Consider the following 23,833-nt stretch of genomic DNA (forward strand, 5'->3'; position numbering starts at 1 on the left):
GAAGTTGTATGATAAAATTGATATTTGTTTATAAGTAATGGAGGAAATGTAATGAAAGTATTAATCGCGGATGATGAACAAGATATGCTGAAAATTTTAAAAGCATATTTTGAAAAAGAAGGCTTCGAAGTTTTATTAGCAAAAGATGGAGAGGAAGCACTTCAAATATTTTATGATGAGAAAATTGACTTAGCTATTTTAGACTGGATGATGCCGAAAAGTAGTGGTATTACTGTCTGTCAGGAAATAAAAAAGAATTCGAGTGTAAAAGTATTAATGCTTACTGCGAAAAGTGAAAGTGAAGATGAATTAGCAGCTCTTCAAAGCGGGGCAGATGAGTATGTGAAAAAACCATTTCACCCAGGAGTGCTAATTACGCGAGCGAAAAAGCTTGTACAGCATGAAGATGTTATTCAAGTTCAAGATTTAAAAATAGATTTCACCAAAAATAAAGTATATAAAAATGAGAAAGAATTAGACATTACAAAGACAGAATTACAATTAATAAAGTGCTTTTTAAATCATAAAGGCACGATTTTAACGAGGAAAAAGTTGTTAGATATCGTCTGGGGATTTGATTATTTTGGGGAAGAGCGAACGGTTGATACGCATGTAAGAAGATTACGTAAAAAAATAGGAGGAAATATTATAAAGACACATCGCGGTTTAGGATACAGTTTGGAGGAAGAGTGTGAATAAACTCGGTAAAAAGTTATTTTTCAGCATCTCTTTAACAGTCATCCTTATTTTTGCCATCTCTTTATTATTAATTAACTATTTTTTACCAAAATATAATGTGCACAAAACACGCGAAAGCTTAGAAGGCATTACAGCGCAAATCCAGTCAATACCGCGTAAAGAACTGGATGATGCTATAAATCATATTGAAAATGAAGGTAATGTTACGATTGCGTATACATCAATAAATAGTTCAGAAGATGCTATTAATGAAGAATTACGCATGCAACTTACAAAAAAGAGAGTTGCATTGAATAAACTTTGGATTACAAAAGAAGAAATTACGAAAGTGAAGAACATCGGACAATCGAATAAAATATATGATCAAGAAAAGATAAAATCTAGTTTTTTTGCGAAATACATTGCGAAAGATGATATGTTGATTTTAGTAGGAGTTTCTATCGCACATTCCAATGAAGTAATTAAAACGCTTAACTCATTTTATATATACATTTTGGGATTCTCACTATTTCTTATTATCGTGCTCGTCTGGATTTTTTCAAAAACAATCACTACACCACTGAATGAATTGAGTGATGTCGCAGAAGATATTTCACGTCTGAAATTTAAACGGACGAAAGTTAAAACGAATGATGAAATAGGTGATTTAGCAAATAGTATAAACATTATGAGTGATAAATTACATGAAGCACATCAAGATTTAACAGATCGAAATGACCACTTAAAACGATTTATGGGCGATGTAACTCATGAATTAAAAACACCAATCGCATTAGTAAAAGCATATTCTATGGGAATAAAAGACGGTTTAGATGATGGCACATATGTTGATACAATCATTAAACAAACAGATCAAATTTCAAATTTAATTGAAGAGTTATTGCGATTTTCTAAACTAGAAAGAGATATTTTACAAAAAGAAGAATTCCCTATTGAACCACTAGTACAAAGTATAATAGATAAGCATAAGATTGAACTGGAGTCGAAAGAAATCAAGTTGCAAGTGGACTATAGTGTTGGTGACACGATTGTTTATGCTGATTTAAATAAAATGAGAATGGTCTTTCAAAATTTAATTTCTAATGCGATAAAATATACAACGAATCAAAATATAAAAATCATATTAGAAGAGAAAAATGGCATTGTGTATTTTCAAATTCAAAATGGTATTGCTGCTGAGGGAATTAAAGAGATAGATAAAATTTGGGAGCCTTTTTACGTATTAGAGTCTTCTCGCAGTAAAGAAAAATCAGGTACTGGATTAGGATTAGCGATTGTAAAAAGTATATTAGAAAGACATGGTTTTGAATACGGAGTTTCGGTAGAAGATGGAGAAATACAATTTTATATGTATATAGAAAGGAACTAATTGTTATTAGTTCCTTTTCTATTATCTTGAAAGATTCGAATGTTTTACAAAATTCTCAACTTTCTACGAAATATAAACTGAATTTTCTGCATTTTTAATGTATAGTAAAAGAAGGAATATATGGGGAGGGAAGGGCATGAGGAAAAAGAAATTAGCAATAACACTTTCAGCTATATTATCTTTAACAATTACTTCAGGAGTTTCTAGTATGACTGCACATGCAGAAAATGAAGGGAGCTCTGTAAAAGGGAGTGATATTAAGTTAAATGGTCAAGTTTCAGAAGCTTTAACTCCAAACACAAAAATTCAATTGGAAAATGGGATGACAAAACCAATCTATTCTCTTGATGAAGCAATTATTGAAAATTTATTTGTAGAGACAGAAGTCGATAGTGATAGAGATGGTAGGAAAGATCGAGTATCGATTAAAGTTATGCGTCCAAAGACAGAATCAAATGTAAAAGTTCCTGTTATATATGAAATGAGTCCATATCGATCTGGATTAAAAGATGTGCCTGTTTATAATGTTGATGAAGAATTGTATGCGTATGAAGGAAAACCGTATGGGGCAGTTAATCTTGGGTCGTATGGTAATTATTATGTTCCGAGAGGATATGCAGTTATTTTAGGCGAAAGTATCGGAACTGGAAAATCAGATGGATGTCCGACAACTGGAGATGAACAAGAAATACTAGGGACGAAGTCTGTCATTGATTGGGTAAATGGGCGTGCAAAAGCATATACAGAGGATGGTAAGGAAGTAAATGCAAATTGGTCTACGGGAAATGTAGGAATGACAGGAGTTTCTTATAATGGTACGTTACCGAATGCTGTCGCAACGACAGGAGTGGAAGGGTTAAAAACAATTATTCCAATCGCAGCGATTAGTAGCTGGTATGATTATTATCGTGCAAATGGGGCGGTTATTGCGCCAGGTGGATATCAGGGAGAAGATACAGATAATATGGCAGAAGCAGTACTAACAAGAAAGAACCCTGAAGTTTGCGGGCAAATTATTAAAGAACTAACAGCTGGACAAGATCGTAAAACAGGCGATTATAACGATTTTTGGGATAAACGTAACTATGTAAAAGATGTTAAGAATGTGAAGGCTAGTGTGTTTGTTGTTCACGGTTTAAATGATTGGAATGTAAAAACGAAGCAGTTCGCACAGTGGTGGGAAGCTCTTGGCAAAAATAATGTTCCTCGTAAAATGTGGTTACATCAAGGTGGACATGGCGGAACATCAAGTAATAACTGGCAACAAACCCAAAATAAATGGTTCGATTATTGGTTATATGGAATTGAAAATGGAATTATGGATGAACCGATGGTAGATGTACAACGTGAAAATAAATCGTGGCAAAAAATAAAAAATTGGCCAGATCCAGCAGCTGTACCATCAAAAGTCCGTATGTATTTAAGTAATAAAGCAGTCAATCTACCATTAAGTATGGGATCAGTAAACAATGTTTTCTCATTAGTAGATGATGCTAAAATAAAGTCAAATCAACTAGTAGAAAACCCTGAGTTAGAAATAGCGAATCGATTAGTATATACAATGCCTGTACTGCAAAAAGATATGCGAATAAGTGGTACGCCTAAAATTTCAATAACAGGAAATATTGATCGATCTGTTTCAAATTTAACAGCTTTACTTGTTGATTATGGCGGAGCGAGGCCTGAAATTGTAACGAGAGGTTGGATGGATCCGCAAAACTTAAATAGTATAGAAAATTCAACAGCGATTCAACCTGGTAAAGATTACACATTTACATGGGACATGCAGCCAGATGATTATGTATTTAAAGCAGGGCATCAAATGGGGGTCGTTTTAATCGCAAGTGATTACGATTATACAATTAGACCGAAAGCAGGAACGAAGCTAACGGTGAAATTGAGTGAAGTGACATTGCCGATTGTGAAATAAATAGTTTTTGATAAAGAGCTTACTATAGTAAGCTCTTTGTTTATAATCAGAATTTTCAACTTTTATATGTTCAATCGCGAGGAAATATTATACAATGTAAATATATTACATGGAAAGTGAGTGATAAATTATGACAGTCAGCTCTTTCGAATTCTCATTAAAATTTGAGGTACGGAAAGATTAAGTAAATTAGAATCTTCCGTACACATAAAACGGAGGAGAAAATAAATGTTTAGTTTTTATAGTACACTTTGTACAGAACTATATGATTTTACAAAACCTGTCGGTTATTCTTTAAATGGTGATATTGAGTATTACCAAGAACGTTTAAATAATTGTGGGGGAAGAATTCTCGAAGCGGCAGTAGGATCAGGGCGTGTCATTATTCCACTTCTTGAAGTTGGATTTAAAGTTGATGGGATAGATTATTCAACTGAAATGCTAGATTCTTGCCGTAAGCGTTGTAAAGAGAGAGGCTTAAACCCTAATTTATACCAAGGAAGCTTACAACAATTTTCATTACCATATAAATATGAGGCGATAATAATTCCTACCGGATCCTTTTGTTTAATTGAAAATCGTGATGATTCTATAAACGCTTTGAAATGTTTTTATGAACATCTTAATCCAGGTGGGCGTTTAATTGTAGACCTTGGACTTCCGTATGATTGGAAGACGGGTGAGATTCATACATCGACTTTTTCCTTACCAAGCGGAGACGGGATTACATTAGAAAATAAATCAATTGAAATAGATTGGCTTAACCAAGTAACTGTATCATATTTAAAATACGAAAAATGGAGTAAAGGAAAGTTAGTACAAACTGAACTACAACGTTTTGCAATGCGGTGGTATGGAATAGAAGAGTTTAAACTCCTTTTAGAAAGTATAGGTTTCACTGACATTACTTGCTCTGCTGACTATGTTTATGAAAAGCAACCGTCAAATGCAGAACAAATTATTACTTTTGAAGCTGTACGAAAGTAATAATATAGGAATTATTCATGAAAATAAGGCAATCGACACAACATCGACTGCCTTATTTTCAATTTTAGGATATGTTTTATTTCATTGTTTATAGAGAAAAATCGGAGGAAAACAAATGAAATTCATCTTAATATTTGGCCCGCAAGCAGTCGGGAAAATGACGGTCGGGCATGAGTTAGAAAAAATAACTGATTTAAAGCTATTTCATAATCATATGACGATTGATTTTGTTAGCTCGTTTTTTGATTACAGTACAAAGCGGAAGCACAACGGTTAGTAAGTTTGTTTCGTAATGAACTATTTGAAGAAGTGTCTAAAAGTGATTTATACGGAATGATTTTTACATATGTATGGGCATTTGATCTTCAATCGGATTGGGATTACATAAACCATGTAGTAAGTATTTTTGAATCAAAAGGCGCAGCAGTATATTTTGTAGAGCTCGAGGCAGAATTAGATGAAAGATTAGAGCGAAATAAAAGTCCACATAGACTAGAGCATAAACCGAAAAAAAGAGACATTGAATGGTCTGAAAAAAATTTAAAAGAAACGATGAAAAAACATAGATTAAATTCATTTCATGATGAAATTGAAAAAGAAGAGTACATAAAAATTAATAATACTCATTTGAGTGCTAAAGAAGTAGCTGTAATGATTAAGGAAAAATTCCGATTGTAAAATACTTAAATGCTGTTACGTTTTCATTGTCCAAGCATTCTCCTACTAACTACATATACTATTTATATTAAGGACGGTCACTAATTTATTGAGAAACCGTCATTTATATATAAATGACAACTTTGGAAGGAGGTAAGAAAAAATTGGAAAATGAACAGCCAGGAAGAATTGAAAATCAAGTGTATTCTAATCGAGTTGTAAGATCAGAATTTGATAAGCATTGGGAAACTTGTATTTCAAAAAGTGGTTATGTAATCTATGTAGCGACAAGTGATCATGCTGAAGTAATAGTACTTCTTTCAGATGGTTCAAGTAAATTGTTAATCTTCGAAAAAGGCGGAAAAGTAGTAGTGGGTGGTGGTGGAACAAGTCATTACAGCAAACCGCATATTGCAAGAAATATTTAATGTGAAAAATGTTAATCGAGAAGATGCTGGTAGCCTTACAACCTTTAATTTATATATAAAAATACAAATCATAAAGTAAGTTTTTTTAGATTCTGGCGTTTTTTGTAACAAAAATAAGATGAAAAAGATCTTTAACGTATAAAGGTCTTTTTTGTTTTATTATAGCAGGGATATACTGTATACATAAAAAAGTGTAGTGAAAAACAATCAGCCTTTCATGTACTATACATGAAAGGCTGATTGTTTTTATTTGTTGAAGGAGTCTTTTAGAAGAATTGTAGTTTTTAGATTGATAGTTAAAACTGTAACAGCTTATGTATAATTAATATCATTTTGTCAAATGAATGTCACATAAAAGTCTTATAGTGTATATAGAAAGTGAAACATATACAAAGCAGGAGATGAAATGATGAAAAAGGCACTACAATATATATTCATATTATTTACGTTAGTTACTTTAAGTTATGTAATTTATATTAACTATGAAAAGCAGAAAGAGATTAAAAATAATAAACAAGTAATTAGTGAAGTTGCAAAGAGGTATGATATTCCAGATTGGATACCATTATCTATTGCTGATCATGAAACAAAATTTGATCGAAAAGCGATAGGGGATAACGGAACATCTTTCGGATTATTCCAATTACATCGTGGTGGATTAGCACCAGCGCAATTATCGGAAGAGAGTTTAGTGGATTCGCGTATAAATACAACGATAGCAATTTCAAGTATGGTCAAATCGTATGAACGTGGTGTGAAAAAAGGACTGCAGGATTGGGAGTTGCTTAAATATGTTGCTAATACATCAGGGTGGCCAGGAAACTTAGGGGGAGAATGGACAGATAATAATACGAAATATAATAAAGGGCTAGAACAATCATATCAATTATATAAAAAAGAGAAGTAGATATAAAAAGGCATTTTCAATTTGGGGAAATGTCTTTTTTATGTTATAGTATAAAAGTGTTTGGGTGTTATGTTATTTCGATATATCTTCAAATTTGTTGTGTAGTATTTTTATATTAAATAACTACTAAAATCATTTTTTTATATAAGGAGTAAGAAGTAGGGATATGAAAAATATAGATTTTATACTAGAAAGTGATGAAACATTAAAACCGTCAGAACGATTAGTACTATTATTATTAGAGAAGCATAGAATGTTATATACGAACGATCTATTAGCTCTTTCAAATTTATCATATAAAACATTAACAGATTCACTAACAGCACTCGTTTTAAAGTCTTATGTTTTAAAGGATACAGGTAAGGGAAGAAGGCAGAATTGTTATAGATTAGTATGATAAGAGTACTGCTATAGATTCTTGCTATATATGTATTTTTCAAATGTAAGGATAAATTCCATTTTTATTTTCAAGTGATAAAAAACTATTAATTTAAGTAAATAGCCGGTTTTGAATATATAAAGAGTTCATGGCTGCTAATTATATAATTTCATTTCATTTTTATTAATGTTTATTAGTTGTAAGTGAAAATGATATTTTTTTAAACAAATATAAAAATGAAATTCAAAAACAATCTACTCATTAGAGTGGGTTGTTTTTTTATTAGGATAGCGAATTATAAAAATAATATTATTATGTAAACTTAATTATTTAGAAAGGAACATGTGATTATTAATGGAATTTATTAAGGGGTACTTAACATTTGTATACATGGAGGTTCATTATGGAACAAATCATATCAATATCACAAGCAGTCATAAGAGGGGAAAAAGAAAAGGTAGTAGAAATCATTAATACGGATCCAAGTGTTGTTAACTCATTTAGTGAAGATGGATGGACACCGCTTCACTTAGCTGCTTATTTTGGACAGAAAGAAATTGCAAGTTTCCTTTTAGAACAGGGAGCAGAAATACATATTAGAGCAAAAAACGAAAATGAAAATACACCTCTTCAAGCAGCAATTGCGAATAAGCAAAGCGAGCTTGTAGCTTTCTTAATTGAAAAGGGATCAGATGTGAATGCTGTGCAAAGTGGTGGCTGGACAGGACTTCATGAAGCGGCGTTATTAGGAAATGAAGAAATCATTATATTACTTCTTGAAAATGGTGCTAATAAAATGATTAAGAAAAATGATGGAAAAACCGCATATGATATTGCTTTAGAAAAAGGGTATGAATCCCTATTACATCATTTGCAAGAGGAAGTGAGCTTATGATTAGCCACTGGAATGTAGGGATTTTTCTTTTTAATGAAGTGGAAGTGTTAGATTTTGCGGGTCCATTTGAAGTTTTTTCCGTTACAGCAACAAGTGAAGGTCAACTATTTACAGTTCATACTGTTAGTCAAGATGGAGAAATGATTACAGCGAGAAATGGATTAAAGGTACAACCGGACTATAGTATCGAAAACTTGCCTCCAGTTGATATTTTAATTATTCCTGGTGGGTTAGGTGTTAGAGAAAACGAAATGAAAAATGAAATAATAACAAATTGGATCCGCGAGCAAATGAAAGAAGTAAAGTTAATGACTTCTGTTTGTACCGGTGCGCTTTTACTTGCGAAAGCTGGATTACTCGATGGCTTCAAAGCGACAACACATTGGGCAAGTATTGAAAGTTTTAGAAATGATTTTCCGAATGTGGAAGTATTAGAGAATGTAAAGTTTGTAGATGAGGGGCATATTATTACGTCTGGAGGAATTTCAGCTGGAATTAATATGTCATTTCACATTGTGCGAAATTTGTTGGGTGCTCGGGTTGCTGAAGAAACAGCGAAGAGGATGGAATATGATATAGATTTAAAGTATTAAAAGTAAAACAAGACCAGCAGTTGGATATTTCCAGCTGCTGGTCTTGTTTTATATTGACTGAATATGCGCTAATTCCTCATCTGTAAGAATCGGACGGATAGACGAGTCTGCATTTTCTTTCGCTTGTTTTTCTGTTTTTGCGCCAGGAATTGCGACCGATACCGCTGGATGAGTGAGGACATAACGAAGTGCAAGTTGCCCTAAGGTTTGATTTTCATTTGAGAGTAATCGTAGTTTCTCTACTTTTTGTAAATCTTCTTGAAACCACTTTTCTTTTGGTCATTCTTTGCGTAAATCTCCGTCAAGAAAAGTTGTTTTATTTGTAAATTTTCCAGTTAATATCCCCATTTTTAAAGGGCCGCGTATAACAGCTCCTAAATTGTTCTCCTGTAGGTAGGGCAGTATGTCGTTTTCCGGTTTTCGGTTTAATATGTTGTAATCAAGTTGCACAACATCAATTTCATTGTTTTTATTGAAGTGTTTTATATATTGTATGTCGTGAGTTGAAACACCAACAGCTCTTACTTTTCCGTCCCGTTTTAATATTTCAAATGCTCGTAAAAATGCTTCTGTTTCTTCTTGTTTATCCCACCAAATGTGACAGAAATAAACATCAATATAATCTGTTTCTAGGCGCAGTAAGCTAGTTTCAAATACTGCGATCACTTTTTCTGCAGTATTATAAACAGGCTCTCCACTTGGATCATAGTGATGACCAATTAAACCGCCTTTCGTTGATAAAACGATATTATTACGGTGCTCTCTTATCGCTTGAGTTACTAACCTTTCACTATGTCCTAATCCGTATACATCAGCAGTATCAATAAAGTTTACGCCACATTCAATTGCTTTCTTCATAGCGGTTATAGATTGTTTGTCGTTAACAGGACCCCATTCATCGCCGCCAATCGCCCACGCTCCAAAGCCAATTTCAGAAACAGTAATTCCAGTTTTACCTAATGTACGGTAGTGCATCATTTTTCCTCCTTGTAAGCATGTTATAACATCGGTATGCAAAACTAGAATTTATATGTGTAAAAATGTTTTCTACAATTGGGGAAAAAGAATAACATAAACTACTATTTTATAGCAGCATAAATAAAAATTCTCATTTTAAATACAGAGATGTCGTCGAACGCTATCTCTAATTGGTTAATTTGTGAGATTTTTTTGTGAAGGAGGTTATTTTATAAGAATAGAATTTAAGTTAGTAAGAGATCGTGCCTATGGTAGTGAGAAAATATGGGGTAGGGGGATTTGAAAATGAGGAAACTCAAAAGAGTCAATGTTCCTAATATACCAGAGCAACTATCACAGCCTAACGACAAGCGAACTATAAATAAGAAGAAGTTAAGGCGTTTTATTTTCATGTTCATTTTTATTGCTGTGACTACTTTGTACGTTCAATATATTTTAACGAAACAACAAGAAGTAATTAATGGCAAAAAAAATACAATAACAAATCAAAAGAAACAATTAGTTTCTTTAAAGAAAGATCAAGGTTCTTTAAAGATTAACATTGAGAATTTAACCGATAATGAAGAAGAGATTTTAAAGTTTGCTAGAAAAGAGTATCAATTTTCTAAGTCAAACGAAACAATATTCGTATTGCCAAAGTGAAGTGGTGGAACAGTTAGCGATAGCTAACTGTTTTTTGATGTATGAGGGAAAAGTTGTTTGTAGTGTGAATGTCATGGTACAAGGAGAAATGACATATTGTAAAAATGAGAAGTTTGAGCCAATTTTAATTGTTTTAAGAGATTTTCATAATTATGGAATATATGTCAAGATAAATATTGTTAAAATTCTGTCAATTGTATATAATACAAGGTAAGCGGATACATTTTTTAATCAACGTTGAGTTAACAGCTTATACGTCTGTTAAGAAAACCGTTATCCTCGTATAAGAAAGGAAGATAGCTGTGTACGCTTCAAATACAATTTACGTCGTAGGGGATGCGAAAGCACCTCAAAATAATCCCATTACCGAAAAGTTCAAAAGTTATTTTGTAGCATTTGTACTTGAGAAGGATACAGGGGAAATTGTAGATGCAGATTGCTCAGCCACAATTGCATTAACATCTCAATTTGTTAAATATTTGTTTCTACATAAAAATATTAATGACCCAGCATTAGTAACAGAAATAAAAAATCGGTACTTCGGTTCGTGTCAAAAGGCGCTACTTGTAGCGCTAAAGGATGCACAGAAAAAATATAATCAGATCGCTGCTTTGTCTACCCATTCATAGACAAAATCCAGCCGTAAGAATCTTCTTATGGCTGGATTTTTTTGTTTCACATTAACGGAAAAGCCACCCGGATATTAAAGTATCACTCTATAAACAATGAAAGGATGAACAAAATGAAAATTACCGATGTGAAGGTAAACCGCCGACATGTAAAGCTTCATACACCGTTTAAAACTGCGCTTCGCACTGTAACGGAAATCGAAAGTATAGATGTGTTTATTCATACAGATGAAGGGATTGTTGGAAAAGGAGCTGCTGCAGCAACACCAGTTATTACAGGTGATTTTGCCAACGGGATTGAGGAAGCAATATTAGGGCCAATTCGCTCCGTATTAGTTGATAAAGGTGTGCTGCAATTTCAAACGTTATTGTTACACATTCAAATGAGCTGTATAGGAAATACAAGTGCGAAAGCGGCGGTAGATATGGCTTTATACGATGTATATTGTCGATTTCACAACATACCGTTATATGCATTGTTAGGTGGGAAGAAAGAGATTTATACTGATATTACAGTAAGTGTTGATGAGCCTTTATTAATGGCAAAAGAAGCGAAAAAGCATATCGAAAAGGGATTCCAAACATTAAAAATTAAGGTGGGTAAAGAGGCACATTTAGATTTAGAACGCATAGAGGCAATTCGAAATGTAGTACCAAAGAATACGACGTTACGTTTAGATGCAAATCAAGGATGGAAACCGAAAGAAGCGGTTTCTATTATTAGAGAATTGGAGAATAGAAATTTAAATATAGAATTTGTAGAACAACCAGTTCATGCGAAAGATTGGGAAGGATTAAAGTACGTGAAGGACAATGTACAAACGCCTATTATGGCAGATGAAAGTATGTTTTCGGCAAGAGACGCATTAAAAATTGTCCAAGGAGGATATGCAGACCTACTTAATATTAAATTAATGAAATGCGGCGGCATACGAGAAGCATGGAAAATTGCGGATATTGCGGAAGCAGCAGGTGTGAAATGTATGGTCGGAAGTATGATGGAATCTTCACTTTCAGTTAGCGCTGTTGCCCATTTAGCTGCGGCTCATCCGAATATTCATTACTTTGATCTTGATGCACCGTTATGGTTAGTAGAAGAGCCAGAAGGGATGACTTACACTGGTCCAAAGGTAAACCTGCATTCTATAGTGAATATACAATCTTAGAAGTAGTACCTAGTAAACTATCTTATAAGGGGGATATATATGAAAAAAGTAGGAACTGCATTTTTAACAACTTTATTTATATTTTCATCGTTTACTTCGGTGAATGCTGAAGAGAAGAAGGATAGTAAAGCATTTATAGATGTATCTGCTGCAACGTTATGGACTGCACCAGATTCATTACGACCAATTGATGCACCGAGTGCGACAAATCCAGTTGATTTATGGAAGTGGACGAAATCAATGACGCTAGATGAGAAGCTTTGGTTAACGAGTGCAAATAAATTAGAAACGCAAGCGCTACTCGGTCAAGAAGTAACAGTAATTGATAAAAAAGGTGATTGGGTAAAAGTACTAGTGCACGGACAGCCAACGCCGCGAAATGAAGAAGGGTATCCAGGGTGGATGCCTGAAAAACAATTAACGTATAATCAGGAATTTGCAGATAAAACAAACGAAGCTTTTGTATTAGTAACGAAACCGACAGCAATTGTATATATTAACCCTTCTGAAAAACATAAATCGCTAGAAGTCAGTTATAATACGCGTTTACCGCTATTAAGTGAAGATACGATCTCATACCGCGTATTGTTGCCAAATGGTCAGAAGGCGTGGCTACGGAAAAATGATGGAACTGTTTACCATTCTCAAAATGATATTCCGACTCCAACCGCTGATGACTTAATAAACACCGGAAAAATGTTTTTAGGATTACCGTATATATGGGCTGGTACAAGTGGTTTTGGATTTGATTGCTCTGGATTTACACATACGATTTATAAATCACATGGCATTACAATACCGAGGGATTCTGGGCCACAATCAAAAGCAGGAATTGCGGTTGATAAAGAAAACCTACAAAAGGGCGATTTAATATTCTTTGCACATAATCAAGGAAAAGGTAGTGTTCATCACGTTGCCATGTATATTGGTGATGGAAATATGATTCACTCTCCAAAGGCTGAAAGATCGGTAGAAATTATACCGCTAAATACACCAGGATATATAGAAGAATACGCTGGTGCTCGTCGTTACTTACCTTAAAAAAGATAGGGGGGCTTTATATGAAAAAGGTTGTTCGCTACTCATTAGTTAGTACTCTACTTGTATCTTCATTTTTAGTAGGCTGTGCTAAAGAAAAAACAGCTACAAAGCCGAAAGATGAGAAGAAAGTATTACAACTACTAGAAACGGGTGAAATTCCATCATTAAATTCAGGGAAAGTAACAGATGCGGTATCATTTAACGTTTTGAATAACGTAATGGAAGGGTTATTCCGTTTATCGAAAAATGATGAAGTGATTCAAGCGGGAGCACAAAAATATGAAGTGAGTAAAGATGGTAAGACATATACATTCCACTTACGTGATGCGAAATGGTCTAACGGAGATCCAGTAACAGCTCATGATTACGTATATGCTTGGAAGCAACTTATAAATCCAGATACAGCCTCTCAATATGCATATATCGCGTACGATGTGAAAAATGCGGAGAAGATAAATAAGAAACAATTAGGCTTAGAAGAATTAGGTGTGAAAGCAAAGGATGATAAAACGTTCGTTGTAGAGCTGGAACATCCTGTACCGTATTTTACGAAACTACTCATTTTACCATCTTTCTATCCAATTAATGAAAAATATGCGAAGGAGCAAGGTGATAAATACGGGTTAGAGGCAAATAAAGCGATATATAATGGGCCGTTTACATTATCAGAGTGGAAGCACGAAGCGAGCTTTACAATGAAGAAAAACGATAAATATTGGGATAAAAAAGAAGTGAAGTTAGATGAAGTAAACTATCAAATTGTTAAAGAAATTTCAACTGCGGTAAATTTATATGAGACAGATAAAGTTGATAGAGCTGTCATTTCAACAGAATTCGTAGATAAATATAAAAATAATAAAGAGTTGAAACAATATACAGATCCGGTTATGTATTTCTTCCGTTTCAATGAAAATGTGCCGATTCTTAAAAATAAAAATGCACGTCTTGCGCTAAGTACAGTGTTTGATAAAAAGGGCTTGGCGACATCATTTTTAAATGACGGATCAGTTGCTGCGAATTATTACGTACCAAAAGGATTTTTAAAAGGACCAGATAAGAAAGATTTTAGAAGTACGGCAGGTGAGTTTAATAAGACGGATGTAAAACAAGCGAAAGAATATTGGGAAAAGGCGAAGCAAGAGACAGGCACAAATGAAGTGACGTTAGAACTATTAAACTATGACTTAGAGAACTTTAAAAAGGTAGGCGAATATATTAAAGAACAGCTTGAGAAAAACTTACCGGGGCTAAAAGTAAATGTGAAATTACAACCACATACGCAAAAATTAGCGTTAGAGAAGAAAAAAGAATACGAAATGTCGTTATCACGTTGGTTACCTGATTATCCAGATCCAATGACATACTTAGAAGTTTTCCTTTCGGGAAGTACCGTAAATAATACAGGATATGCAAATCCAGAATATGATGCGTTAATTAAGAAGATTAAAACAGAATTAGGTAATGATGAAAAAGCTCGTTGGAAAGCACTGCAAGATGCGGAAAAAGTGCTCCTTGATGATGCGGTAATTGCACCAGTATTCCAGCGCGGTCTTTCTTACTTACAAAAACCATATGTGAAAGAATTATATGTACATCAATTCGGTCCAGCTACAAGTTTAAAATGGGCAGATGTACAAAAATAAAGTGATGGAGAAACAGACTTCACGTATGTGATAGTCTGTTTTTTCTTATAGATTCAAATGAATTATAGACATTTTATAAGTTTTTTCATAGCTTAAAAATAAAATTATTACATAAATTCCAGTGTGAAATTTATGTAGAATCTTGTATAATTAACATGTTTCTTTGGAAACATTTTCTTTCTCTATGAATGTATGAATTTGCAGAGAAAAGAGAGGAATACATACATGTATACAATAGATAAATAGAATGGGACATGTATAGAAAAAAGGAGAAAAATGATGACGTGTCATAAACAAGGGTTACAATTTATTAGCAATAGAAAGAGGAATAAACGATGAAGATGAAGCATGCTTTCGGACCAATTATTTTAGCCTGTGTACTCTTTTTCATTGTATTGCTTATTCCATCTAAGAGTTTAGTGTCACTAATAAGCGATAAAAAGATAGAAGATGCAGCAACTTCCTTACAAAAAGAGAAATTACAAAGTGTTTTCTTGCAACAGAAAATGTTAGAGAATTCGCAGTATTTACCGATGTATGGTTCATCAGAGTTTTTACGAATGGATGCATATCATCCATCTAACTATTTTAGAGTAAATCCAGCAGGTTTTACTCCATTTTTAATAGGGACTGGTGGTACGCAAAGCTTGGCTCATATATTAAATATGACGTCTACAATGGATGAATTAGAAGGTAAAAAGGTAGTCTTTGTTCTTTCACCACAATGGTTTACAAAAACCGGTGTATCACAAGGGGATTTTACAAATAATTTCTCCAAACAACAAGCCTATCACTTTATTTTTAATGACGAAATAAAGCCTGAAATGAAGAAAAAAATCGCGAAACGTTTACTAGATTATAAAGTTGTTCGTAAGGATGCGATATTAAGTAGTTCGCTAGAAAGTATTGTATATAACGATACAAAACATAACATAAAAGCTGGACTAGCTAAACCGCTAGCGTATATGTACCGGAACATTTTAGATCATCGAGATTTATGTAACTCTCTATTTAAGATCGAACCGATGAAAGAGGAAACAAATATGGGATTACGTTCGCTTTCTTGGGAAGATGCACGTAAACATGCGGAACAAGAAGGTAAAGTAGGATCCACAACAAATACATTCGGAATTGAAAATCCATATTATTATAAACATAATTTAAAGAAAAAATTAAAAGGTTTAAAAAACTTTAGAGCAAATGAATCGTATGATGATTCACCAGAATATGATGACTTACAAATTGTTTTAGATCTTTTCAAAGAAAAAAATGTAAAACCACTCTTTATTTCTGTGCCTGTAAACGGACCGTGGTATGATTACGCTGGTTTCCCAAAAGAACGTCGTGATGTGTATTACAATAAGGTTCGCGATCAAGTTGAGAAAGCGGGATACCCAGTAGTCGATTTTTCTAGCCATGAATATGATAAGTATTTCTTAAAAGATACGATTCATTTAGGCTGGAAAGGATGGATCTATTTTGATGAAGCAGTGCAGAAGTTTTACTCTGAAAAATAATGCATAAACAATAGAAACAGGAATGGCAATAAAGCCGTTCCTGTTTTTTAGTATAGAGGATTTTGGTGTGGGCAATTTGGAAAGACGTGTATATCTTGAATTTGTCTAAAGTCATAATGTTTCATGGCGAACTGGGCTTGGTAAAGGTATTCGTAAACAAATAATTGATTATTTTGAACGCCGCATAAAACGCCGGATGTCCCTTGCCCATTAATGAGAGAAACACCAACAGGGCGTCCGATTAAGTATGGTGCTTTTTGCTGCCAATGCATAGGGAATCAATCCTTTTTGAGTTACTATACGTATTTTATAGTGGAATTGTTGCTTATCCATGTAAATCTTAGACTGGAGGGGTTTTTATGTAATGTCTAGAAGTTATATATGAATCGATTATTAGTGTGAAAGAGGAAGGAATGAATTATGGAGAAAGAAAGTATTCTAGAAAAAAAGTTAAGTCTAATAGATTGGTGCCAAACGTTGAAGTATGTAACTAATGATGTATGGTTTAAACCTTTTAGAAAAGGTTCATGGGGAACCGCGGATGTGATTTCACATTTAATCGTTTGGGATGAGTTTTTAATGAAGTTTAGAATTCCATACTTTATAAGCGGACAATCTGTATCCAATGTTCCAACAGGTGTTGAGGAAATGAATGAGGGTGCAATAAAATATGCGAGATCCGGTATTTCAAAAGAAGAACTATTAGATCAATTCAGCTTTACTCGTAAACAATTAGTTGATCAAATTAATCAAATTCCTGCCCAGAATTTTAATGGTGACTATCAATTCGGCACAAAAAGAGTGAGGTTAAACGATTATTTTCCATCACTCATTCAGCATGACTTAAAGCATAAAGAAGAAATAATGCAATTTATAATATATAAACAAGCCTATAATAAAAAACCGCTATAATTCTACATGAATTTATAGCGGTTTTTATTATAATCTTAAGCAAGATTTTTACGTTTTTTTGTCCACTTTTTTATTACGAAATATAAAAGTATAAGTACAACGCCACCGATAGCGAACGATTTCACATACGGTCCAGCAATATCGTTAATATTCTCCCAATTTTCACCTAGTTTCTCACCTAAATAAATGAAAATGATAGACCAAGGGATGATCGCAAGTGCTGTTAATGTAGTGAAACGTAGTAATGGCATTTTTGTAATACCAGCAGGAATTGATATCGCATGACGAACGATAGGAATGAAACGTGCAGTGAAAATTACGCCAGTTCCGTAACGATTAAACCAATCTTCAGCAGCATCCATTTGTTTTTTATGTATGAAAATATACTTACCGTAACGTTCTAATACAGGGCGACCACCATATCGACCAATCCAGTAAACAAAGATTTGGGCAATAACCCCACCAATTGTACCGAATATAACTGCGCCTACAAATGAGATACTACCATTGAATACTAAGTATCCCGCATAAGCAAGGACAATCTCACTTGGAATAATTTCAATCATAAGTCCAAGCATTATGCCCCAATAACCTAATCCCTCAAAAAATGTTAATACTGAATGAATAAAACTACTTAACATTGTTGCACCTTCTAATTTATGAATTTTGAATATAAGCCCCTTTATTTAACAATGTAAAAGGTTCACTATATGTAGATTATACCTTATTTATATAGTGGATTGCCATTTCAATTCTTTTATGTCTCTCATAAGTATTATAGTAAAGGATATAAGCCCAGTTTTCATGAAGAGATAATGAAAAGATTATTAAAAATTTCTCATATATTAGTGAGAATAAAGGTGTCTACATAAAACTTTTTTAGTCTCCGAAAAAGTTCATGAAGGGCAATTTCGAATTTCATGTGAGCTTAATAGTACAAAAGATATATTGATATAAAAAAACAGGAGCAAATCTGCTCCTGTTTTTTAAGGTTTCACATCTAAATTTTGTAAAAATAATGTTGCTGTCACATATCGTTTCGCTAGCATTTGTACATAAGCGGTATGTACAGAAAGTGTGGCGATAATAATAGCGTTACGAATTGCTTCGCGTTGTTCGTTATTAATTTGATCGAACTTACTTGCTATTTTATCAGCTTTTTCTTTTACGATATTTTCGATCGTATGAACTGTATCTGTAGCATTTAGTTGTAAGCAATTCCCTTGATTCAGTTCTTCAAATAAAGAAGAATAAGCTACATATAAATGAAGAGGATTAATTAAATCATCACTTCGATCGGCCGGGTCATTTACGATGAGTCGTAATAGTTTGCGAATAGATTCAAAATCAAGCGCTGTTTTTAAATCTTCGACAATGAATAGTAATGCTGCTTGTTCGATTGAGTATTTTTTCCCTTTTTGAGGTGAGCCAATCATTTCTTTTATATCTCGTTTCACCCAGTTTTGCATAGCAGTTACAGAGAAACTCGTGTTTTCAATCTGATTGCCAAGCGCAACTATTTCATTTAAAGAAAAACCGACATCCGTATCGTCAATCTTAATCAATTTTTCAAAAATAGGTGAAAGTGCGGTTGTAATAAAAGCAGTAACGCTTTGTCCGCTTTCAATATCTTTTTTATGTGACTTTGCCCAAGCTTCTTGTAAAATGCCGAGAGGCTTCTTCGTATTCCATCCTCTTAGTGATAGAAGGAGCGTTGCCATTTCGTTTCGTGTGAGATGAAATGTTTCCATCTTTTCACCTCCAAAATTATAAAAAGTTCTTATGAACTTATAATATGTTTTGTTTCATTTAAAGTCAATTCCGTTTTGCTTAATTTTTCCTATGTCATGAAATTGTCGTAAGTAAATAATGCTTGCATATTTCGACAAAAGTTCATATAATAAGTTCATAAGAACCTTTAAAATGGTTTTAAAACAAATCTATCATTCTGAATTTACTAGAAAGATAGATTTCACATATATCTATATAAAAGGAGAATGGATATAATATGTTGAAAAAACTTGTAGCAGTAATGACAGCATTCATGGTTATCTTTGGGGCTAGTAGCTTTATGTTCGTAGATCATGCGGCAGCGAAAAGTTACAAATCTGGTAAAAAATCATATACACCAAGTTCAGGTCAAAAGTCAAAAGTTGATTTAAACAAAAAAGATTCTAATGTGAATTCACAAAAAACGACAACTGATTCAAAAACAAAAGCAACAAACACAGCGCCAAAAAGTAATAAAGGTGGCTTTATGAAAGGCCTATTACTAGGTGGTCTTGGTGGTTTACTAATGGGTAGCTTATTTGCAAATATGGGAGCACTTGGTTCTGTATTAGCGTTTATGGTAAATATGTTAGTAATGGCTGGTATCGTAATGTTAGCAGTTCGTGCATTTAAATACTTCAAAGATCAACGTAAGAAAAAGGCAGATGAAGTAGCATGGAAACAATAAAAATTTCTGAACAAGAACTTATAAATGCACTTTGCGTATATATCGCTGAAAAACGACAAGTTGGTCCAGAAGAAGTTTCAGTTGAACTAATGTATGATGATGACTACGGTTTCTCTGCAGAAGTAGAGGTAAATGGTCGCCAGCAAATTTTAATTCAAGCAAACTTAATCGAAGCACTACGCTTGTTGCTTGATCGAGAATACAACGTCAATTCATTTGCAGCAAGATTGCAACTTGAATTAGATGATGAAGAAGGCATTTACGCATTAGCGAAATTTAATAACTCGGACGAGTAGTGAAAAGAGCTGTTGAGAGTAATCTCAGCAGCTCTTTTTAGTATGTGCATATGTAGAAGAATAATCACGCCAAAGTTCATTCATCTTCCGTCTACCAACATCAATCATTGGATTAAATTGAATCGCTGCTTTTTGACGAACAGAGTGAACGTTTTGAATTGCTTGTTGTAATTGTTGGTCGACTACGTCAAGTTTCTCACTTGCATGTTTAGCGACAGATAGACCTGCAACTGTCCCTTGCACCATCGCGATTTTTCCGCTTTCAATGCCAGTAATATTTCCAGCTACAAATAAACCTGGAAGAGGGGTTTCCATTTCTTCTGAATGAAGTGGAACATGTCCGCCTAATTCTGGAATGTAATGGAAAGGGCATCCTGCTACAGCGGCAAGCTCAGCAAGCGGATATAAACCTCCGGCTATACAAACGAAGTCTGCCTCATAGATCTTTTCTGATCCGTTAATAATATTCCCTTTAGAGTCAATGTTAGCAACACGTACACCCTCTACTTGATCTGTACCGATAATTTCAAGTGCAGCTTTACGAAGATGAAGCGGCGTCCCGTTTATTTTCATGCCGCTATTTGGATAAAATGTTAATCCAGCTTTTCGAATCCAATCATATTTCATAAAACGGCTACCTATACGTAGGAAGGGAGATGGGGCGAGGTGAGCCGCATTTAAGAGCGATTTTAAAACTTCTTCTGGTTCACCGGCCTTTTGGCTTAACTCGCTTTTTTCAGGGATTACAATATGATCCACTGTGATGCCAGCTAATTGCAATTCGTTTAAAATGGCGAATGACAAAATATTAGCACCGATAATGATTCCCTTTTTACCAACTTGAACGCGGTGAACATTTGTCATAACTTGAGCTGCGCCAATTGACATAACCCCTGGAAGTGTCCAACCGGGTAGGGGAATAGAATACTCCGCAGCCCCAGTAGCAATTAGTACGAACGGTGCTTCTAACGTACCGATATTTGTATGCACGAACCAACAACTCTCATCTTTATCTAAATTATATACGGAAACACCGCACCGAATATCGACTGATAGGGATTTTGCTTCTTCGTGAAGACGTTTTGATTCTTCTATTCCGTTCCACCATTCCCCAGTAGGCTCTTGATGCAACTGTCCTAACAATCTCCCGCCCGGCTTCATAAATTCATCAATAACAAGTACGTTAAGTCCAAAACGTGCACAAGAGATGGAAGCTGATAATCCTGCTGGTCCTGCACCAATAATAATTACATCGATCATCGCTTTTTCACCATCTCTCTCACGATATTTGGATGCTGTTTTCCGCTGTCAACAACCATATCGTTTTCAACTACAGTTAAGCAAGCTCGTACATTCGTTTGATTGTTTACAGTCACGCGGCATTCAGAACAATGCCCGATATTACAATAAATACCTCGCGGAGTTCCGCTATCTTCATGTACTCTTAACGTTCTTATTCCGTTTGCAAGTAGAGCGGCCGCTATCGTTTCATGTTCATATGCTTCGTATTGTTGACCGTTAAATTGAAAAGTGATGTGCTGATTATTATTTAAATTACCTAAAATAGGGTGATTTGTAATTCTACTCATGATTTTCACCTACCGCTCCAAAAGTAACTGCACGCACGGGTGGTTGATATTTTAATGGAATTTCATTTTGGGATATGTTAGGATTCGCATTTTCTACCATTCGTTCTATCGTCATTCTACATGTTCTACCGCCGCAAAAACCCATACCAGCACGTGTTCTTAGTTTTAGCTCACGAGCTGAGCAATTATATTCAGCAATTGTCGATTGAAGTTGTCCGTATGTAACTTCTTCACAACGACAAACAATTAAGTTCTCTTTATTCGTCATATGTATTCCTCCTCTAGTTCGGTTTACATAAATTATTATGCAAAAACTATGCCAATATAGAGGAGGAGAGGGGTTATTGTAACCCTAGTCTTTTTAAACGGTTATATAAAGTGGCCCTCGTTACGCCAAGTTGTTTCGCACATTCTAATTTATTACCATCTAAAATGCGTAAAGCTCTTTCAATTACCTTTTTCTCGTGCTCATCCATTTCTTCTTGTAAAGAAAGAATCGTATTATTGTTGCTGAGTAATAGGGATTGAGCTGTATGATTGTCTAAAGTTTCATTTGTATGAAATGGTAAATATTCTTGTTTAATAATGCCGTCTGTCGCAAATACGACGAGTCTTTCAACTACGTTTCGGAGCTCGCGAATATTACCAGGCCAATTGTAATGAAGTAGTTCATGCATAATATTTGAAGGTAAGTCTCGAATAGGCCTGTTATAGTTTATTGAAAAATCGTTTAAAAAGGAGTACGTCAATTCGATAATATCCTCTCGTCTTTCGCGCAGCGGTGGAATAAGCAAGCTAACTACATTTAAGCGATAGTATAAATCTTCTCGGAAAGTTCCTTTTCTCATTTCTTCTTGTAAATCACGGTTTGTAGCAGCGATAATGCGGAAATCAATATTTATTTCTTTTTCTCCGCCAACTCGGTAATACTTTCGTTCTTGCAGTACACGTAAAAGCTTCACTTGCATATCGAGCGGCATTTCACCTATTTCATCGAGGAACAAAGTACCACCTTGTGCGAGTTCTATTTTACCTTTCTTACCTTTACTATTTGCACCAGAAAAAGCCCCGCGCTCGTAACCAAATAATTCACTTTCAAATAACGCTTCTGGGATTGCGCCGCAGTTAATTGAAATGAAAGGGGCATTTGCTGTCTCACTTGCTTCATGAATTGCTTTCGCAAACACTTCTTTTCCAACTCCGCTTTCTCCGAGTATTAAAACCGTGGATTTCACTGAACAAACCTTTCTAGCTAATTGAATCGTTCTTTGTATAACAGGGCTTTTTCCATTCATCGCAAGGAAAGGATCGGATGTATCTTTATATTTTGCTACTTCTTGTTCTAATCGGTGCATTTCATGCGACATATTAAATAGTTTTTCATTCAAAGCGACTTGATTTGTAACATCAGTTTCAGAAACGACTGCTCCTATAATTTCATCGTTACAATAAACTGGGTTTGAATTAATTAATACGAACAAATCTGGACGTGGCTGATGGAACTGAGCAATTATGCTTTTTCCGTCATGTAATGATTGCAGAATTTCTAAATCTTTATAATCAAAAAAACGGGTAATGGGTTGTCCGATAATTTCATTATGGTTCACTGAAAAAATCTTTTCAGCGCCATCTGTCCAAGTACGAACGCATTCTTTATCGTCGATGACTGTAACAGAAGAATCAGACGTTTGAATAACAGTGTTATAAAAAGCTAGTAGTTCATTGTAATACTTATAAAGAAAAGGAATCATTTGCTGAGCAGTTATACAGCATAAAGGCTCTTGATTTTCTTTAATGATGACAACGGCTAGTTCATGAGAAAATGCGTCGATTAAAGTAGTGAAAGAGTCATCTTCATATATAACTGCGCACCTCCATTCCTCAGTAGGTGAATGGAGGTAATAAAATTTTTCACCTACCTGTTTCATGCGCTTAACGATACTTGTACAATCAATTGACAAAATTTTTATTAACTCTTTTATTGTTGGGAATGAAAATGCCATATTGCCCTCCTATTATGTATAAAAATTTAGACAGTGATAAAAAAATAATACACCTATTTACGATAAATTTAAAATATTTTTACAAATAAAAATTATTTCATATAAATAGTTCTGT

General features: G+C 34.2%; 26 protein-coding genes and 2 pseudogenes. 20 read left to right on the forward strand and 8 right to left on the reverse strand.

Annotated elements, in window-relative coordinates; translation table 11 throughout:
• Positions 1-51: 51 nt before the first annotated feature.
• From BG05_RS17475 to BG05_RS17520, 10 genes and pseudogenes are all read left to right on the forward strand, one after another.
• Entirely contained in the window at positions 52-699 is a 648-nt protein-coding gene (locus tag BG05_RS17475; RefSeq protein WP_002168205.1) for a response regulator transcription factor, read from the forward strand.
• A complete protein-coding gene (locus BG05_RS17480; RefSeq protein ID WP_002168206.1) occupies positions 692-2,068 on the forward strand; it encodes a sensor histidine kinase in 1,377 nt (458 codons plus the stop codon). Before BG05_RS17475 ends, BG05_RS17480 begins: the two co-directional genes overlap by 8 nt.
• Positions 2,069-2,204: 136 nt before the next feature.
• Positions 2,205-3,998, forward strand: a complete 1,794-nt coding sequence (locus tag BG05_RS17485; RefSeq protein WP_002168207.1) for a Xaa-Pro dipeptidyl-peptidase — start codon at positions 2,205-2,207, stop codon at positions 3,996-3,998.
• Between the two features lie 228 nt (positions 3,999-4,226).
• A complete protein-coding gene (locus tag BG05_RS17490; protein ID WP_002127787.1) occupies positions 4,227-4,985 on the forward strand; it encodes a class I SAM-dependent methyltransferase in 759 nt (252 codons plus the stop codon).
• A gap of 115 nt (positions 4,986-5,100) precedes the next feature.
• A pseudogene (locus BG05_RS17495) lies at positions 5,101-5,663 on the forward strand (AAA family ATPase).
• 143 nt (positions 5,664-5,806) lie between these two features.
• On the forward strand, positions 5,807-6,070 hold the full coding sequence (locus BG05_RS17500; protein WP_002127785.1) for a hypothetical protein: 264 nt from the start codon (positions 5,807-5,809) through the stop codon (positions 6,068-6,070).
• 406 nt (positions 6,071-6,476) lie between these two features.
• Positions 6,477-6,977 carry an invasion protein gene (locus BG05_RS17505; RefSeq protein WP_002012946.1) on the forward strand — a complete coding sequence of 167 codons (501 nt, stop codon included), beginning with the start codon at positions 6,477-6,479 and terminating at the stop codon, positions 6,975-6,977.
• A 166-nt stretch (positions 6,978-7,143) separates the two neighbouring features.
• Positions 7,144-7,374: a hypothetical protein gene (locus tag BG05_RS17510; RefSeq protein WP_000789035.1), complete on the forward strand. Its 231-nt coding sequence runs from the start codon at positions 7,144-7,146 to the stop codon at positions 7,372-7,374.
• A 385-nt stretch (positions 7,375-7,759) separates the two neighbouring features.
• Positions 7,760-8,251, forward strand: a complete 492-nt coding sequence (locus BG05_RS17515) for an ankyrin repeat domain-containing protein (protein WP_002127784.1) — start codon at positions 7,760-7,762, stop codon at positions 8,249-8,251.
• Entirely contained in the window at positions 8,248-8,844 is a 597-nt protein-coding gene (locus BG05_RS17520; protein WP_002168209.1) for a DJ-1/PfpI family protein, read from the forward strand. Before BG05_RS17515 ends, BG05_RS17520 begins: the two co-directional genes overlap by 4 nt.
• 48 nt (positions 8,845-8,892) lie before the next feature.
• On the opposite strand, the pseudogene BG05_RS17525 reads toward BG05_RS17520, so the two are convergent.
• Positions 8,893-9,819 (reverse strand): annotated as a pseudogene (locus BG05_RS17525) (aldo/keto reductase).
• 288 nt (positions 9,820-10,107) lie between these two features.
• Between BG05_RS17525 and BG05_RS17530 the strand changes: the two are divergent.
• From BG05_RS17530 to dltD, 7 genes are all read left to right on the forward strand, one after another.
• Positions 10,108-10,464, forward strand: coding sequence for an FtsB family cell division protein (locus BG05_RS17530; RefSeq protein WP_033734037.1), 357 nt, complete (start codon positions 10,108-10,110; stop codon positions 10,462-10,464).
• Positions 10,403-10,678, forward strand: coding sequence for a hypothetical protein (locus BG05_RS17535; RefSeq protein WP_002127780.1), 276 nt, complete (start codon positions 10,403-10,405; stop codon positions 10,676-10,678). Before BG05_RS17530 ends, BG05_RS17535 begins: the two co-directional genes overlap by 62 nt.
• Positions 10,679-10,766: 88 nt before the next feature.
• On the forward strand, positions 10,767-11,093 hold the full coding sequence (locus tag BG05_RS17540) for a DUF3870 domain-containing protein (RefSeq protein ID WP_002127779.1): 327 nt from the start codon (positions 10,767-10,769) through the stop codon (positions 11,091-11,093).
• Between the two features lie 104 nt (positions 11,094-11,197).
• Entirely contained in the window at positions 11,198-12,259 is a 1,062-nt protein-coding gene (locus BG05_RS17545) for a dipeptide epimerase (protein ID WP_003189768.1), read from the forward strand.
• A gap of 39 nt (positions 12,260-12,298) precedes the next feature.
• Positions 12,299-13,300 carry a C40 family peptidase gene (locus tag BG05_RS17550; protein ID WP_002185644.1) on the forward strand — a complete coding sequence of 334 codons (1,002 nt, stop codon included), beginning with the start codon at positions 12,299-12,301 and terminating at the stop codon, positions 13,298-13,300.
• A gap of 20 nt (positions 13,301-13,320) precedes the next feature.
• Positions 13,321-14,943 carry a peptide ABC transporter substrate-binding protein gene (locus BG05_RS17555; RefSeq protein ID WP_002127776.1) on the forward strand — a complete coding sequence of 541 codons (1,623 nt, stop codon included), beginning with the start codon at positions 13,321-13,323 and terminating at the stop codon, positions 14,941-14,943.
• Between the two features lie 335 nt (positions 14,944-15,278).
• Positions 15,279-16,460, forward strand: coding sequence for a D-alanyl-lipoteichoic acid biosynthesis protein DltD (gene dltD / locus BG05_RS17560; protein WP_003189771.1), 1,182 nt, complete (start codon positions 15,279-15,281; stop codon positions 16,458-16,460).
• A 47-nt stretch (positions 16,461-16,507) separates the two neighbouring features.
• Here dltD and BG05_RS17565 read toward each other — a convergent pair whose 3' ends face one another.
• Positions 16,508-16,732: a hypothetical protein gene (locus BG05_RS17565; RefSeq protein WP_033729255.1), complete on the reverse strand. Its 225-nt coding sequence runs from the start codon at positions 16,730-16,732 to the stop codon at positions 16,508-16,510.
• Between the two features lie 148 nt (positions 16,733-16,880).
• Between BG05_RS17565 and BG05_RS17570 the strand changes: the two genes are divergently transcribed.
• Entirely contained in the window at positions 16,881-17,372 is a 492-nt protein-coding gene (locus BG05_RS17570) for a DinB family protein (RefSeq protein WP_003189773.1), read from the forward strand.
• Between the two features lie 35 nt (positions 17,373-17,407).
• Here BG05_RS17570 and uptA read toward each other — a convergent pair whose 3' ends face one another.
• Positions 17,408-18,013, reverse strand: coding sequence for an undecaprenyl phosphate transporter UptA (gene uptA, locus BG05_RS17575; RefSeq protein ID WP_002032601.1), 606 nt, complete (start codon positions 18,011-18,013; stop codon positions 17,408-17,410).
• A gap of 345 nt (positions 18,014-18,358) precedes the next feature.
• On the reverse strand, positions 18,359-19,123 hold the full coding sequence (locus BG05_RS17580; RefSeq protein WP_002085036.1) for a DUF1836 domain-containing protein: 765 nt from the start codon (positions 19,121-19,123) through the stop codon (positions 18,359-18,361).
• Positions 19,124-19,380: 257 nt separating this feature from the next.
• Between BG05_RS17580 and BG05_RS17585 the strand changes: the two genes are divergently transcribed.
• On the forward strand, positions 19,381-19,830 hold the full coding sequence (locus BG05_RS17585) for a hypothetical protein (RefSeq protein WP_002032604.1): 450 nt from the start codon (positions 19,381-19,383) through the stop codon (positions 19,828-19,830).
• Positions 19,818-20,126 carry a YxcD family protein gene (locus BG05_RS17590; RefSeq protein WP_002127770.1) on the forward strand — a complete coding sequence of 103 codons (309 nt, stop codon included), beginning with the start codon at positions 19,818-19,820 and terminating at the stop codon, positions 20,124-20,126. Before BG05_RS17585 ends, BG05_RS17590 begins: the two co-directional genes overlap by 13 nt.
• Positions 20,127-20,150: 24 nt before the next feature.
• Here BG05_RS17590 and BG05_RS17595 read toward each other — a convergent pair whose 3' ends face one another.
• The 4 genes from BG05_RS17595 to BG05_RS17610 all read right to left on the reverse strand — a co-directional run bounded on the left by BG05_RS17595 (position 20,151) and on the right by BG05_RS17610 (position 23,718).
• A complete protein-coding gene (locus BG05_RS17595; protein WP_002127769.1) occupies positions 20,151-21,386 on the reverse strand; it encodes an NAD(P)/FAD-dependent oxidoreductase in 1,236 nt (411 codons plus the stop codon).
• On the reverse strand, positions 21,383-21,715 hold the full coding sequence (locus tag BG05_RS17600; protein WP_033713751.1) for a (2Fe-2S)-binding protein: 333 nt from the start codon (positions 21,713-21,715) through the stop codon (positions 21,383-21,385). Before BG05_RS17600 ends, BG05_RS17595 begins: the two co-directional genes overlap by 4 nt.
• Entirely contained in the window at positions 21,708-21,983 is a 276-nt protein-coding gene (locus BG05_RS17605; protein WP_003189776.1) for a (2Fe-2S)-binding protein, read from the reverse strand. The genes BG05_RS17600 and BG05_RS17605 overlap by 8 nt, the downstream gene beginning before the upstream one ends.
• 73 nt (positions 21,984-22,056) lie before the next feature.
• Positions 22,057-23,718: a sigma-54 interaction domain-containing protein gene (locus BG05_RS17610; RefSeq protein ID WP_003189777.1), complete on the reverse strand. Its 1,662-nt coding sequence runs from the start codon at positions 23,716-23,718 to the stop codon at positions 22,057-22,059.
• Positions 23,719-23,833 lie beyond the last annotated feature (115 nt).

Origin of the sequence: Bacillus mycoides, assembly GCF_000832605.1 — a bacterium.
In the GTDB taxonomy this organism is placed as follows: Bacteria; Bacillota; Bacilli; order Bacillales; family Bacillaceae_G; genus Bacillus_A; species Bacillus_A mycoides.